Annotated in this window: 14 protein-coding genes; 7 read left to right on the top strand and 7 right to left on the bottom strand. The window is 31.7% G+C overall.

Going from position 1 to position 13,478, the window contains the following annotated elements:
* Positions 1-177: 177 nt before the first annotated feature.
* The 3 genes from Q0910_RS00740 to ruvX form a co-directional block, all read right to left on the bottom strand.
* Positions 178-597, bottom strand: coding sequence for a DUF5606 domain-containing protein (locus tag Q0910_RS00740; protein WP_299211182.1), 420 nt, complete (start codon positions 595-597; stop codon positions 178-180).
* Between the two features lie 109 nt (positions 598-706).
* A complete protein-coding gene (gene def, locus Q0910_RS00735) occupies positions 707-1,297 on the bottom strand; it encodes a peptide deformylase (protein WP_299211179.1) in 591 nt (196 codons plus the stop codon).
* A gap of 47 nt (positions 1,298-1,344) precedes the next feature.
* Positions 1,345-1,755, bottom strand: a complete 411-nt coding sequence (gene ruvX / locus Q0910_RS00730) for a Holliday junction resolvase RuvX (RefSeq protein ID WP_299211176.1) — start codon at positions 1,753-1,755, stop codon at positions 1,345-1,347.
* Positions 1,756-1,881: 126 nt separating this feature from the next.
* On the opposite strand from ruvX, the gene Q0910_RS00725 reads away from it, so the two are divergent.
* Both Q0910_RS00725 and Q0910_RS00720 read left to right on the top strand, forming a co-directional pair.
* Positions 1,882-2,697 carry a 2,3,4,5-tetrahydropyridine-2,6-dicarboxylate N-succinyltransferase gene (locus tag Q0910_RS00725; protein ID WP_299211173.1) on the top strand — a complete coding sequence of 272 codons (816 nt, stop codon included), beginning with the start codon at positions 1,882-1,884 and terminating at the stop codon, positions 2,695-2,697.
* A gap of 101 nt (positions 2,698-2,798) precedes the next feature.
* On the top strand, positions 2,799-3,863 hold the full coding sequence (locus tag Q0910_RS00720; RefSeq protein ID WP_299211171.1) for a glycosyltransferase family 9 protein: 1,065 nt from the start codon (positions 2,799-2,801) through the stop codon (positions 3,861-3,863).
* 6 nt (positions 3,864-3,869) lie between these two features.
* Here the strand turns inward: Q0910_RS00720 and Q0910_RS00715 are convergent, their stop codons facing one another.
* Positions 3,870-4,691 (bottom strand): glycosyltransferase family 2 protein, encoded by an 822-nt coding sequence (locus Q0910_RS00715; protein WP_299212667.1) that lies wholly within the window; start codon positions 4,689-4,691, stop codon positions 3,870-3,872.
* A 171-nt stretch (positions 4,692-4,862) separates the two neighbouring features.
* On the opposite strand from Q0910_RS00715, the gene Q0910_RS00710 reads away from it, so the two are divergent.
* From Q0910_RS00710 to Q0910_RS00690, 5 genes are all read left to right on the top strand, one after another.
* Positions 4,863-5,621: a glycosyltransferase family 2 protein gene (locus Q0910_RS00710; RefSeq protein ID WP_299211168.1), complete on the top strand. Its 759-nt coding sequence runs from the start codon at positions 4,863-4,865 to the stop codon at positions 5,619-5,621.
* Positions 5,622-5,800: 179 nt separating this feature from the next.
* Positions 5,801-8,176, top strand: a complete 2,376-nt coding sequence (locus tag Q0910_RS00705; RefSeq protein ID WP_299211165.1) for a TonB-dependent receptor — start codon at positions 5,801-5,803, stop codon at positions 8,174-8,176.
* 10 nt (positions 8,177-8,186) lie between these two features.
* Positions 8,187-9,053: a DUF4249 domain-containing protein gene (locus Q0910_RS00700; protein WP_299211162.1), complete on the top strand. Its 867-nt coding sequence runs from the start codon at positions 8,187-8,189 to the stop codon at positions 9,051-9,053.
* Positions 9,054-9,063: 10 nt separating this feature from the next.
* Positions 9,064-10,104, top strand: a complete 1,041-nt coding sequence (locus Q0910_RS00695) for a histidine kinase (RefSeq protein ID WP_299211159.1) — start codon at positions 9,064-9,066, stop codon at positions 10,102-10,104.
* Positions 10,101-10,847, top strand: coding sequence for a LytTR family DNA-binding domain-containing protein (locus tag Q0910_RS00690; RefSeq protein ID WP_299211156.1), 747 nt, complete (start codon positions 10,101-10,103; stop codon positions 10,845-10,847). The genes Q0910_RS00695 and Q0910_RS00690 overlap by 4 nt, the downstream gene beginning before the upstream one ends.
* 14 nt (positions 10,848-10,861) lie before the next feature.
* Here Q0910_RS00690 and Q0910_RS00685 read toward each other — a convergent pair whose 3' ends face one another.
* From Q0910_RS00685 to Q0910_RS00675, 3 genes are all read right to left on the bottom strand, one after another.
* Positions 10,862-11,638, bottom strand: coding sequence for a lipopolysaccharide kinase InaA family protein (locus tag Q0910_RS00685; RefSeq protein WP_299211153.1), 777 nt, complete (start codon positions 11,636-11,638; stop codon positions 10,862-10,864).
* 70 nt (positions 11,639-11,708) lie between these two features.
* Positions 11,709-12,515 carry a glycosyltransferase family 2 protein gene (locus Q0910_RS00680; RefSeq protein ID WP_299211150.1) on the bottom strand — a complete coding sequence of 269 codons (807 nt, stop codon included), beginning with the start codon at positions 12,513-12,515 and terminating at the stop codon, positions 11,709-11,711.
* A gap of 12 nt (positions 12,516-12,527) precedes the next feature.
* A complete protein-coding gene (locus Q0910_RS00675) occupies positions 12,528-13,475 on the bottom strand; it encodes a hypothetical protein (protein WP_299211145.1) in 948 nt (315 codons plus the stop codon).
* Positions 13,476-13,478: the final 3 nt, after the last annotated feature.

Genomic DNA, 13,478 nt, shown 5'->3' with positions numbered 1-13,478 from the left:
AAATACAAAGAAGTAACCAAACAGGGCATTGAGTTCATTGAAAATAAGGCAATATTTATATAACTTATTCATAATCCTCTAACAGCATAAAAAACTGAAAACGAATTCTTAAAGCCATAAATAAAAAATCCCATCTCTACAAGACAGGATTTTTTTGATTATAACAAAAATTAAATTTTATTCTTCTTCTTCAGAAGCTACCTCTTCTGGCTCGGTGAAATCAGTAATTCCTTTGGCTTGTAAAATATTATACCACTGTATTACTTTCTTCATATCGCTAACATATACTCTATCTTCATCATAATCAGGTAACACTTCACTAAAATAAGCTTCTAATTTATTCTTAGATTCTTTATGGCTGATAGATTTTTCACCATTTTCTTTTTCCTGAATTCTTTTAAAAATTTCTCTTAGAGGAACTTCTTCAGTAAAAGTATAGATAGCAATTTCGCTAAGAATACTCACATTGTTTTGTATACTAACGGATAGTCTTTTTCCGTCTGCCAGTGATTCTGCAACAAATCCGTTACGAGTTTGCGCTTTTAATTCGTATAAACCTGGTTTTCCAGAAATTGATAATATTTTGTCTAAGCTCATAAATTTCTTTTCAAAGTTGGCAAATATCAGCAGTTCATTTTTAAAAATCAAACATTAACCAATATAAATTACAATACAATTACTTGTATTAATTATGCTACAGATCTTTTTAACGTCCTTTTTTAGCCAGTGGAAACCTCATTCGATACTCAGCACTAATCTTACCTTTAGAAATATTAGTGAGTTTCCCTTTAATTAAACGTTTTTTAAGACTAGATAGTTTGTCTGTGAACAAAACTCCTTCTATGTGATCATATTCATGCTGAATAACCCTTGCCGCTAGACCACTATATGTTTCGGTATGTTCTACAAAATTTTCATCAAAATAGTTGATCTTTATTGTTTCTTTTCTAAACACATCTTCTCTAATTTCAGGAATACTTAAACATCCTTCACAAAAAGACCATTCTTCTCCCGTTTCCTCAACAATTGTAGCGTTAATAAAGACTTTTTTAAATCCTTTAAGCAATTCTCGTTCTTCTTCAGAAAGTTCCTCATCATCAGCAAAAGGTTCTGCATCTACTAAAAACAAGCGTATCGGAAGTCCAATTTGCGGAGCAGCCAGTCCAACACCATGTGCATTGTACATGGTTTCAAACATATTTTCGAGCAATTCTGATAGCTTGGGATAGTCTTTTGCAATATCCTTTGCTTTTTTCTTCAATACCGGATCACCGTATGCTACAATTGGTAAAATCATTTGATAAATATTCTATATTTTCTATTCTTAATTCTTATTGAATTTCCTTATAAATTATAAAGATAATCTTGAAGTATGATAGTAGCACTAATCTGATCTACTAATGCTTTATCTCTTCTTTTCTTCTTTGATATTCCACTGGCGATCATTGTATCAAAAGCCATTTTAGACGTAAATCGCTCATCTATTCGTTTTACAGGAATATTGGGCAATAGTTTTGCTAGTTTTTCTAAAAACGGTTTGATCAACTTTTCGCTCTCTGAAGCTTCTCCGTGCAAACGTTTCGGCTCGCCAACTACAAATAATTCTACTTCTTCTTGTGTCACATAGTTTTGCAACCAACCCAATAGTTCTTTAGTATCTACTGTTGTCAATCCAGAAGCAATGATCTTGGATTCGTCTGTAACTGCAATCCCACATCGCTTTCCTCCATAATCTATTGCCAAAATCCTTGCCATAATTTATTTTGTGCAAAAGTATGACATTATTATAAAATAGTAAGAATTATTAAGAGTATCCTAAAATATCTATTGAGCGTATGTTTTTCCGATGAAGCTGTTATCTTTACCAAAATTTTTTAATAAATGAACCAACTAAAAGAAACCATAGAAAAAGCTTGGGATAATAGAGAGCTTTTAAAAGAATCAAGTACTCAGGATGCTATCAGAAAAGTTGTAGACTTATTAGATGCTGGAGAACTTCGTGTAGCAGAACCTATAGAAGGTGGATGGCAAGTAAATGAATGGGTGAAAAAAGGAGTTGTACTTTATTTCCCTATCCAAAAAATGGAAACATTGGAAGCAGGTATTTTCGAATACCACGATAAGATTCCTCTAAAAAAAGGATATAAAGCTAAAGGAATTCGAGTGGTTCCTAATGCAGTTGCGCGTCACGGAGCATATATTTCTCCCGGTACCATCTTAATGCCTAGCTATGTTAATATAGGCGCATACGTAGATGAAGGTACTATGGTGGATACTTGGGCAACCGTAGGTAGTTGTGCACAAATCGGTAAAAATGTACATCTAAGCGGGGGTGTTGGAATCGGTGGTGTTTTAGAACCATTACAGGCTGCTCCTGTTATTATTGAAGATAATGCATTTATCGGATCCAGATGTATCGTTGTTGAAGGTGTTCGTGTAGAAACTGAAGCGGTACTTGGTGCAAATGTTGTATTAACTGCTTCTACCAAGATTATTGATGTTACTGGCGACACTCCTGTAGAACGAAAAGGAGTAGTACCAGCCAGATCGGTTGTTATTCCTGGTAGTTACACAAAGAAATTCGCAGCAGGTGATTATAACGTTCCTTGTGCACTAATTATCGGTAAACGAAAAGAGAGCACCAATAAAAAGACTTCTCTTAATGATGCATTGAGGGAGCACGATGTAGCTGTATAAATATTTATATCAAATACTGTCACATTGAGCGGAGTTGAAATATGCTATTTCTCGACTCCGCTCGAAATGACAGATCCAGAATTCCTTTTAATTAATAGTTCATGAAAATATTAGTCATTCAGCAAAAAATGATAGGTGACGTGCTTACCAGCACTATTATTTGTGAAGGGCTAAAGAAAAAATATCCCGCAGCTACTATTGATTATCTTGTAAATTCTAGTACAAGACCTGTTATCCAGGGAAATCCATTTTTCGATCATATTATCGAATTCAAAAACGAATATCGTGACAGTAAAAAAGAGTTTTACTCTTTTTTAAAAGAAATCAAAAAGTCAAAATATGATTTAGTAGTTGATGCATATGGAAAATTAGAAAGTAACCTTATTTCGTACTTCTCTAAAGCTCCTAAAAAAGTATCTTTTTACAAATGGTACACTAGATTTTTATACTCGAAAGTTATTTACAGAAAACCAGAACCTATCACCAATGCTTCTATAGCAATTGAAAACAGGTTGAGACTGGTATACTCAGAAGATAAGATCTCTTCTAATATCATTCGACCAAAAATATTCTTGACAGAAGAGGAAAAGAACAAGTCAAAATCATATCTAAAAGATAATGGAATTACCTCTGAGAAACCTCTTATAATGATTAGTGTTCTAGGTAGTGAGATGAGAAAAACATTACCTTTTGACTATATGGCAAAGGTTATTGATGAAATTGTTGAAACAACGAACGCGAATATTCTATTTAATTATATCCCAAGTCAGGAAAAGGATGCTAAATCTATTTATGATCTCACAAAAGAGAGCACTCAGAAACAAATTCATTTTAATGTATTCGGAAAAAGCTTACGTGAATTCATCACAATCCTTTCTCACTGTGATGCTTTGATCGGAAATGAAGGTGGAGCCGTTAATATGGCCAAAGCTCTTGATAAACCTACTTTTACAATTTTCTCACCTTGGATTATTAAAAAAGACTGGAATATGTTTGAAGATGGTGTAAAACACGATTCAGTACATCTTTATGATTTTAAACCTGAGCTATATGGAGATAAAACTCCAAAAGAGATGAAAGATAAAGCGATGGAATTATACAAAAGCTTTTCATCGGAGTTGATTATTCCTAGTGTAAGGTCGTATCTTAAAAACTTAAAACTCTAATCTGCTTTAGTCTTTTTCAATTCCGAAAGGAGTTCTAATTACTTTATCCTTTTTGGTAACTTTTCTTATCGCGTTATTTTGGGTGATCATTTCAGGCTGCACATATCCTCTTTCATGGTAGAGATGTAAACATATAGCGCTATATCGTATCTGCTTTGCTTTGATTCCTAAATTAAATAACCGCTCTCCTATTTCTCTATCCTCTCCTCCATATTGCATACGTTCATCAAAACCATTAACCAATAAAACATCCTTTTTCCAGCCGGAAACATTCATACCATCCCAAGTAGCTTTAGTAGGAGTAATAAAATTAAGAAAACGTTCTTTAAACCCTTTAGAAGTCAACTTATTCAGTTTAAATGAAGGTGGAAGTCCCTGCCCTTTTAGCCAATTCGCATCAAAACATCTTTGACTTTCTATATCTTCTTTAGAAATTTGTTTTGATATATCTTTTGGCAATTTAAAATAGCCTCCTGATAAAAACCAACCTGGTTTTCTCAATCGTAAATGTGTTTCAATGAAATCCTTCCTAGGTATACAATCACCATCCGTAAACAACAAATAATCTGTATTAGCAAGCGGAATTGCCTTATTTAGAATTTCAGTCTTCCTAAATCCTTGATCCTCATGCCAGATATGCTCTAATCGGAATTTAGTCGTTTTAGAAAATTCTGAGATCACTTTCTTAGTATCTTCTCCAGAACCGTCATCGGCAATGATCATCTCGAAGTTATTGATACTCTGGTTCTCATAACCCAATAATACTTTTTGCAACCATTGTGGTTGATTATAAGTACTTATGATTACTGTTATTACTGGTAATTGCATTGGCGTAAAAATAGTTATTTTTGCGAGTAAGTTATTCAAAAATAAACTTTACTGTCATTTCGAGCGGAGTCGAGAAATAATATTTGTTCTAGGGAGTACATTTCGACTCCGCTCAATGTGACGGGATATTCTTGAAATAATTTTAACATCAATCATTACAAAAAAAACCGAATGGTTAAACTATCAGCTGTTATCATCACTTATAATGAAGAAAAAAAAATAGAGAGATGCTTGTCTTCTTTGGTTGGCGTTGTTGATGAGATTGTGGTTGTAGACTCTTTTTCTACAGATAGAACAGAGGAAATCTGTAAACAGTTTGATGTCAAATTTATAAAACAGCAATTTTTAGGGTATATAGAACAAAAGAATTTTGCAATACATCAAGCTTCCAATGATCATATCATATCTTTAGATGGTGATGAAGCATTGTCATGTGAACTTCAGGATTCTTTGATTAAACTAAAATCCAATTGGGCTCATGATGGATATTATATGAATAGATATAATAATTTTTGTGGACAATGGATAAAGCACTCGGATTGGTATCCTGACAAGAAACTTAGAGCATTTATAAAAGGAAAAGGAGAATGGGAAGGCATTAATCCACATGATTCTTTTAGATTAACTAATTCAAAAGCTGCTTCGAAACTACAAGGTGATATCCTACATTGGAATTATGCCACATACCAAGAGTTTAATCTTAAAACTGATAAGTTCTCAACTATCTCCGCCCAATCGTATTATAAACTTGGTAAAAAAGCGCCTATCTGGAAGATCATCCTTAACCCAACCTGGGCATTTTTTAAGGCGTATTTTCTAAGACTTGGATTTTTGGATGGGTTCAATGGCTTTGTTATCTGTGTGCAAACTGCCAATATTACATTTCTGAAGTATTCTAAACTTAGAGAGTTAATTAAACAAAAACAGTAAAACCAAACTTCTGGTTTTCTAAGTATTAACTATTTAAACCCTATATATTCAATATTTTACTATCCATTTATTTAAAAAATAATGGTTTATCAGGTTTTTTCAAGGTTCATCATTATTTCTAAAACCTAGCAGGACTTCTCCTATAGTTTTGAATAAAAATTATTTAAAACTGTATTCGTATGACTAAAAGATTTGTATACCTGCTCTTTTTATATACCCTTGGAACATTTGGACAAGAAAAACTTACCATCAGTGGATATATAAAAGATATTAGTTCCGGAGAGAAATTACTTGGAGTTAATATTATTATTGATGATTCTGTAGGAACCACAACAAATGATTATGGTTTTTATTCTATAAACATAGAAAAAGGAACCCATCAAATAGAAATCAGCTATTTAGGATATAGAACTATCCGAAAAGAAATTCTAATCTCAAATAATCAAAAATTAGATTTTGATTTATCAGAAGAATTAGCCGAATTGGATGAGATTATTATCTCTTCTAACAACACAAGAAAAAAAATAGAATCTACAGAAATGAGTGTTATATCACTACAAGGAGAAACTATTAAAAAAATGCCCGCCATTCTTGGTGAACCCGATGTACTAAAATCATTGCAATTATTACCCGGAGTGTCTAGCGTGAACGAAGCTTCATCAGGATTCAATGTACGAGGTGGTTCTGTAGATCAAAACCTAATATTACTTGATGAAGCTACTATCTATAATGCTTCGCATTTATTTGGTTTCTTCTCAGTATTTAACTCCGATGCTATAAAAAATGCAAAATTATACAAAGGAGGAATTCCGGCTACATACGGAGGAAGGTTGTCGTCTGTACTTGATATAAAGCAAAAAGAAGGAAATACTAAAAAATTTGGAGGAAACATTGGAATAGGTCTTATTTCTGCCAAAGCATTAATAGAAGGCCCTATTTTAAAAGGTAATAAAGAAGAAGCTTCTGGAAGTTATATGTTAGCCGGTAGGAGATCATACATAGATCTATTTTCATTCCTTTTAGAAGATTTCGAAGACAGTTCCTTATTTTTCTATGACTTTAATCTAAAAGCGAATTATGACCTTAACAAAAATAATCGACTATTTCTTTCAGGGTATTTCGGCAGAGACACGTTTGAACTTAATGGATTATTAGGAACAACCTGGGGAAACTCCTCTGGAACTCTTAGATGGACAAGTGTGATCAACGAAAAGTTATTTCTACAGACTTCTGCCATTTTCAGTAATTATGAATATAATCTAGACAATCTAAGAACTGGTTCAGAATTTAGATGGAAATCTAGTATCACCAATTATAATCTAAAACCCAAACTGTCCTGGTACATCAACAATAATAACACACTAAAAACTGGTATTGATATGACTTACTATCAATTTAAACCTGGGAAAATATCTTCTCTAAACGGTTCTAGTATCAACGAAGAAGAGTTTAGTGACAAGTTTGGTTTAGAAAACGGAGTTTATGTGGATTTAAAACAAAAATTATCAGATAAATTTAGTGTTCAATATGGATTAAGATGGTCTAACTTTTTTAGACTAGGAGCTCAAGAAATACGTGAATATGAAACAGGAACTCCTTTAACCTATAACGCTGAACAGGATATTTATGAAGAAAATGAAGTTATAGGCACTACACAATACGGTTCTGGAGAGAATATAAAATCATTTAATGGACTAGAACCTAGAGTATCAGCTAGGTATTTATTAAATGACTCTAATTCTTTTAAGTTAAGTTATAACAGAATGTATCAATATCTGCATCTAATCTCCAACACTACCTCTCCTACTCCTCTGGACGTATGGTCTCCAAGTGGTCCATACATCAAACCACAATATGCTGATCAATTAGCAATAGGATACTTTACATCATTTAATGAAGGAAAATATGATTTAAGCCTCGAAACATATTATAAGAAACTTAACGATGTCACTGATTTTATTGATGGAGCAGATCTAATATTTACTGAAGAAATAGAAACTCAGATTGCACAAGGAGACGGAAGAGCATATGGGTTAGAAGTACAACTAAATAAAAATGAAGGTAGACTTACGGGTTGGTTAAGTTATACCCTTGCCAAATCAGAAACTAAAGTTCTTGGCATTAATAATAATGAATATTATCCATCCAATAGTGACCAATTACACGAATTAAATCTAGTAGGATTCTATAAGTTGAATAAAAGATGGGATTTTGGAGCAAACTTCGTTTTTGGCTCAGGAAGACCAGTAACCTACCCTACCGGAAGATACGAACAAAATGGATTAGTAGTAGCTGATTACAATAATAGAAACGGAAATCGATTACCCGCCTATCACAGATTGGATATATCAGCTACTCTAAATCCTAAAAAAGGTAAAAACGGCAAATGGGTATTCAGTCTGGTAAATGTCTATAACAGACAAAACGCAGCTTCCATTTACTTTAATGAAGTTGGAGAAATTGGAGATCAGGAAGTAGCTACCGGAATGACCCAAGCAACCAAACTATCTTTCTTTGGCATTGTCCCGAGTATATCGTATGAATTCAAATTTTAAAAAACATCAAATGAAAAATCTATTTATAACATCCTTAATAATCATCTCATTATTTTTCTTATCGTGCGAAACAGACGTAACTAATGATATCACACTTAATGAAAGCACTCCACGTTTAGTCATCAATGGTGGATTAGAAAGAAACACTATAACTCCATTGACAACACAGCAAATTCAACTAACTACTACTGCTTCGTTTTTATCTACAGAAGAATTACCGTTTGTAGATGACGCATCTGTCATTGTAACGAGCAATACTGATTCTTGGGAATTTACTCATACATCTAATGGAGTTTACGAAAACTCCAACATAATTCCTGAAATTGGAAATACCTATACCATCACCATAAACTGGAATGGGGACACCTATGAAGGATCTGACAACATATCAGAAGTTCCTTCTTTTGATAATTTCTATTTTGAATTTGAAGAAGAAACTATTGCAACAGATGAAGGATATTTTGTGAAGTTTGACACCACAGACCCTGCCAATATATCTAACTTTTATTATTACCGCCTTTTTAAAAACGGTGAATTTGTAATCGTTCCAGATCCTGGAAACAGTGAAGTTCTAATTGTTTCTGATGAATTCTTTGATGGAAGACAACGTATTGGTGTAAGCCCAAATGATGAAGTACCTTTCGAAATTGGTGATATAGCAACAGCACAACAATTATCAATATCTGAAGAATATTTTGATTTCCTCAATGAGTTATTTGTGCAAACTGGAAATCTAGGAAATCCAATAATTGGCAACCCTCCACCAGCATCAATCCGAGGAAATTTAATAAATTTAAGCAATCCAAACAATAGAGCATTAGGATACTTTTATGCTGTAGACATAGAAGAAGACACCATAACCATTACGGAAAACTAAAAATAAAACATTGAACACTAACCGAATATATTTTTATCTATTTATTGTACTTCTGTTTAATGGATTTCATTTTATTAGTGAAATTTATACCTCGAATATACAAGAAGGTATATGGGAAACATTCGTATTACTACCAATTAGTTTCGTTTTTACACTAGTGATTTTTTGGTCAAGATTATATTTAAAAGAAAAACTAGTTCCTAAAATCATTGATACAGAAAATAGATCTCAATTCTTAGGCATTTGGACAGTAGTTATTTTTTTAAAAACAGTTTTTTTGACCTTTATGCTAAAGGGCATTTCGTCTGCATTATTTAATGATGATGATGATATTAATGAATCGTTTTTTGATTTAGGTTTTTGGTCGATCTTATTAATCAATTTTGCTGTTATTGCTTTTGTCTATTTTGTAGAGATTTTCCTGGAATCACAACAAGAAAAACAAGACATCAAAATTAAACTCACGCAATACCAAAGTGAAAAATCAATAGCACAGTACATGGCCTTAAAAAAACAGTTAAATCCTCATTTTTTGTTTAATAGTTTTAATAGCTTATCAGGTTTAATAAGTACTGACACTAAAAAAGCAGAATATTTTTTACAAGAATTATCTAATGTTTATAGATACAATCTAACACAAAGCGAAGAAGTTGTTGTTCCATTAAAAAAAGAACTAGAATTAATCAATTCTTATATATCTCTTCAAAAAATCAGATTTGGAGATAATATCATATTTCAAAATCATATAAAAGAATCACAGCTTCATCTACTAATTCCTCCTATGACATTAGAATTACTATTTGAGAATGCAATTAAACATAATACTATAGAAAACAGTAAGCCATTAAAAATATCAATTATAAGTCAAGAAAATAATATTGATGTAATTAATAATTTTCAACCAAAAAGTAATGAGTATGAAAAATCCCTTGGTATCGGACAGAAAAATCTAGTTAATCAATATAAGATGTTACATTCTTTAGCTCCTACATTTAAGATAATAAATGATAACTACATCGCTTCAATTCCATTAATTGAGCCAGAAATATGATAAAAGCAATCATTATAGAAGACGAAAGTATTGCAGCTATGCGACTGCAAAACCTAATTCAAGAAGTAAACGATCAAATTATTATCGTAAAGATACTTACTTCTATAAACGAGTCTATCCAGTATTTATCGACTAAAAAGCCTGATCTAATTTTTCTGGATATTAACTTATCTGACGGATATTCTTTCGAAATTTTTAAAATATTAGATATCAAAACACCAATTATTTTTACAACAGCTTATTCTGAATATGCTATTAAAGCTTTTGAACAGAATAGTATTGATTATTTACTGAAACCTGTTGCCAAAGAAGCTTTATTAAAAAGTATTGATAAATTCTTTGAGTTAAATAAAAGCCAACTACCAGAATATAAAAATCTGTTTCTTCATAACGGAAAAGAATACAAGAAAAGATTTTTGGCAAAACTAAATAACAGCCTTAAGACAATCGAAATTGATGAAATTGCTTATTTCTATAGTGAGGAAAAACTAACCTTTGTTGTGCTTTGGACTGGAAAAAAGATTCCTATTGATTTTTCACTAAAAAAACTAGAACAAGAACTTAATCCATCCGATTACTTCAGGATAAACAGAAAATATATGGTTCATCTAAAATCAATCGAACAAATGTATTACACCTCAAAATCAAGAATAAAAGTATCGCTAAACCCAATAGCTACAGAGAGTAACATTTTTGTTGCCATAGAGAAATTGGGGAAGTTTAAAAAATGGCTTTCCTTATAATTTAAGGAAATGAACTAATCTCTATATTTCTTTTTCCAGAAAAAGATCTTTCGTTTCAGCTTACGTTTGCCGTGATAGCGATTCTGAAATTCCTGGGTATATTGCCACATCAATCTAAAGATTTCTGACTCTTTTTCTCCAGTGCATTTCGCATATTCGTTGCTCATTATCTTAATCATGGATTCATGAATTGTTAAACGAGCAAAGTTTTTAATTCTAGTTTCAAAACTCATTTCACCAAACTCCATTCGATTAAGATCTACGAGATAAAACTCATAGCCATTTTCTATCCTCTTAATCAATGTGTTACCAGGAGAGTGGTCCAAAAAGTTAATTCCATTTTTATGTAATTCATATGTAAACCTGGTAAAAGCTCTCAATATATCCTCATGATCCGCAATACCAAAATCTGTAGTCAATTCTCGATACGTCAAATCACATTCCACCAACTCACTTACATAATAACTTTTTTTAAACAAAAAGGGAGTTGTTCTAATGTCATATGCAATCGGAAAAGGTGTTTTAATACCTGCTTCTAGTAGATTATTGGCATACATATAAGAACGCTCTGCTTTAGATTCTCTAAAAAATCGATATGCAATCTGATTTATGACATTAGGTATTTTAAAGGATTTTATAGCATACTTCTTATCATTTAGCCTTACTATCTTAATCACATTACGTTCTGCATCGCCCAGTATCTCTTTGTAATTCTCAAAATCTCTAATAGCCTCTTTTACTAGAGGCTTCAAATCTATTTTGGAATTATGTACTACAAATCTATTTGGCATATTTCTATATAAGTTGAAAAAAGACACTTATTTGGTCTTAGTATTAAAGTAAGATTAAAAAAGAAAAAACCTAATCATCTTTCAAATACTTATCAATTCCGTTTTTACACCTTTTAACCCTACCTTCAATGGTTTTATTTTGAATTTCGTTTCCTTTCTCAGGATTTTCTAATACTGCTTTTTTATGATAAATATGAAAACAAATTCCTGCAAACTTTAATCTTTTAGGCATTACTCCCAAAAAAGTCAATCGCTGTCCAAAATCATAATCTTCAAAACCCCAACCTAAAAAATCTTCATTGTATCCATTAATCTCAATTGCATCTTTTCTCCAATACGACATATTAGCACCTCTTAATTTTGTAGAGATAGCTTTATCTGGTTTTCTATTTTTATAAACAAAAGGCAAATACAACATCCTCATACGTTTTTTGAGTCCACTGGAAAAAATATTCAAATTCGCCTTCTTTTTAGCCATTAATCGCAAAGACTTTTCTTTGGTAATTGTAACTCTAGTCCCATAAAGAAACATTTTATCCCTACGTGCATTCAAATGATCTTTTACAAAGTGTTTATGAAGAATAATATCTCCATCAATTTGTATAATGTAATCAGATTTGATTTTTGCTATAGCCTTATTAAGAATTATAGTCTTAGTAAAACCATTATCCTCATGCCAAATATGATTTAGAGACACAGGAAAAACTTTCTTGTAACTATCTATTAATAATCTAGTTTCCTCTGTAGAGCCATCATCAGCAATCATGACTTCTGTTGGTAAAACAGATTGTTTCAAAACACTAGCTAATACTAAATCCAATGCTCCGGGCCAATTATAGGTAGAAATCAATAAAGCTATACTTGAGTGGTTTTTCATACTTTTAAATTTCTAAAATCCAAAGACTTCATTTACCCATAAAGGTAAAGTATATGTATCATAGATTTCTTTTGGAATTGGCTCATATGGTGTTTCAAAAAAAGATTTAGGGATCTCTATATTCTTTTTATCCACTATCAAAATATTATTTGGATTATAAAAATCATAAGTAGCAATATCCTTATTCGTTGTAATCAGCTTTTTAGAAAACCCCATACTTTCAAAAACCCTAAAGGTTAAACCAGATTGATTCTCACGATGTACATCTAATAAAACATTAGACTGAGCGATCAAACCTTCTACCTCGTGTAAGTTCATAGTTTTTTTTGTGTACAAAATATGGGTGTCATCTTTATGTTCTTCACTTTTACCAACAATTACAATTTTATACTTAATATTTATTTTATCTAATGCTCTAGCAATATTCTGAATCACAACATCTCTCTTTCCAGAAGAACTAATATTGAAAACTTCTTGTTTTAGAGTTTCTTCACTTGATAATTCTTCTTTATAAATAAAATTGGTGATAAAAGAAAAACTGAAACGCTCTACATCATCCTTTTCAAAAGAAAATGCCTTATCAAACTCATTATAGATCTTTGCGATCTTGGGAGATCTTTTATAATTATCATTAAAAAAGCCAAGTAAATTATCCGTGTAAGGGCGTATCTTTTCAATAAAATCTGGGTTCAAAAAATCACCTTTAATAATCAATATTTTATCTTGATGCCCGTTCTTGTTTAGTTCCTCAAGAATTTTTTTCTCCAAAAACTTCTTTTTTATGTTATATTTAAAAAATAGTTTTGCAAAGAAATTAAAAACCTTATGAAAAAATGAAGGATACTTATAGCGTAGCTGGTAAAAATTGATTTGACACACCTTTATTCCTCGACGCTCTAATTCTTTAGCAATGAATTGATTAAAACCCCAATTATCCAAGCTGATTAATGTAACTTTCATACA

The sequence above is a fragment of the uncultured Aquimarina sp. genome, from assembly GCF_947495315.1.
Taxonomy (GTDB): domain Bacteria; phylum Bacteroidota; class Bacteroidia; order Flavobacteriales; family Flavobacteriaceae; genus Aquimarina.
Note: the sequence above shows the minus strand (reverse complement) of the source record. Positions and strands in the feature narration are given on the sequence as shown.

Coding starts and splice junctions, on each gene's coding strand:
- Q0910_RS00725 (WP_299211173.1), top strand. CDS start 1,882: ATGAACCAACTAAAAGAAACCATAGAAAAAGCTTGGGATAATAGAGAG.
- def (WP_299211179.1), bottom strand. CDS start 1,297: ATGATTTTACCAATTGTAGCATACGGTGATCCGGTATTGAAGAAAAAA.
- Q0910_RS00700 (WP_299211162.1), top strand. CDS start 8,187: ATGAAAAATCTATTTATAACATCCTTAATAATCATCTCATTATTTTTC.
- ruvX (WP_299211176.1), bottom strand. CDS start 1,755: ATGGCAAGGATTTTGGCAATAGATTATGGAGGAAAGCGATGTGGGATT.
- Q0910_RS00680 (WP_299211150.1), bottom strand. CDS start 12,515: ATGAAAAACCACTCAAGTATAGCTTTATTGATTTCTACCTATAATTGG.
- Q0910_RS00720 (WP_299211171.1), top strand. CDS start 2,799: ATGAAAATATTAGTCATTCAGCAAAAAATGATAGGTGACGTGCTTACC.
- Q0910_RS00705 (WP_299211165.1), top strand. CDS start 5,801: ATGACTAAAAGATTTGTATACCTGCTCTTTTTATATACCCTTGGAACA.
- Q0910_RS00710 (WP_299211168.1), top strand. CDS start 4,863: ATGGTTAAACTATCAGCTGTTATCATCACTTATAATGAAGAAAAAAAA.
- Q0910_RS00740 (WP_299211182.1), bottom strand. CDS start 597: ATGAGCTTAGACAAAATATTATCAATTTCTGGAAAACCAGGTTTATAC.
- Q0910_RS00690 (WP_299211156.1), top strand. CDS start 10,101: ATGATAAAAGCAATCATTATAGAAGACGAAAGTATTGCAGCTATGCGA.
- Q0910_RS00715 (WP_299212667.1), bottom strand. CDS start 4,691: ATGCAATTACCAGTAATAACAGTAATCATAAGTACTTATAATCAACCA.
- Q0910_RS00675 (WP_299211145.1), bottom strand. CDS start 13,475: ATGAAAGTTACATTAATCAGCTTGGATAATTGGGGTTTTAATCAATTC.
- Q0910_RS00685 (WP_299211153.1), bottom strand. CDS start 11,638: ATGCCAAATAGATTTGTAGTACATAATTCCAAAATAGATTTGAAGCCT.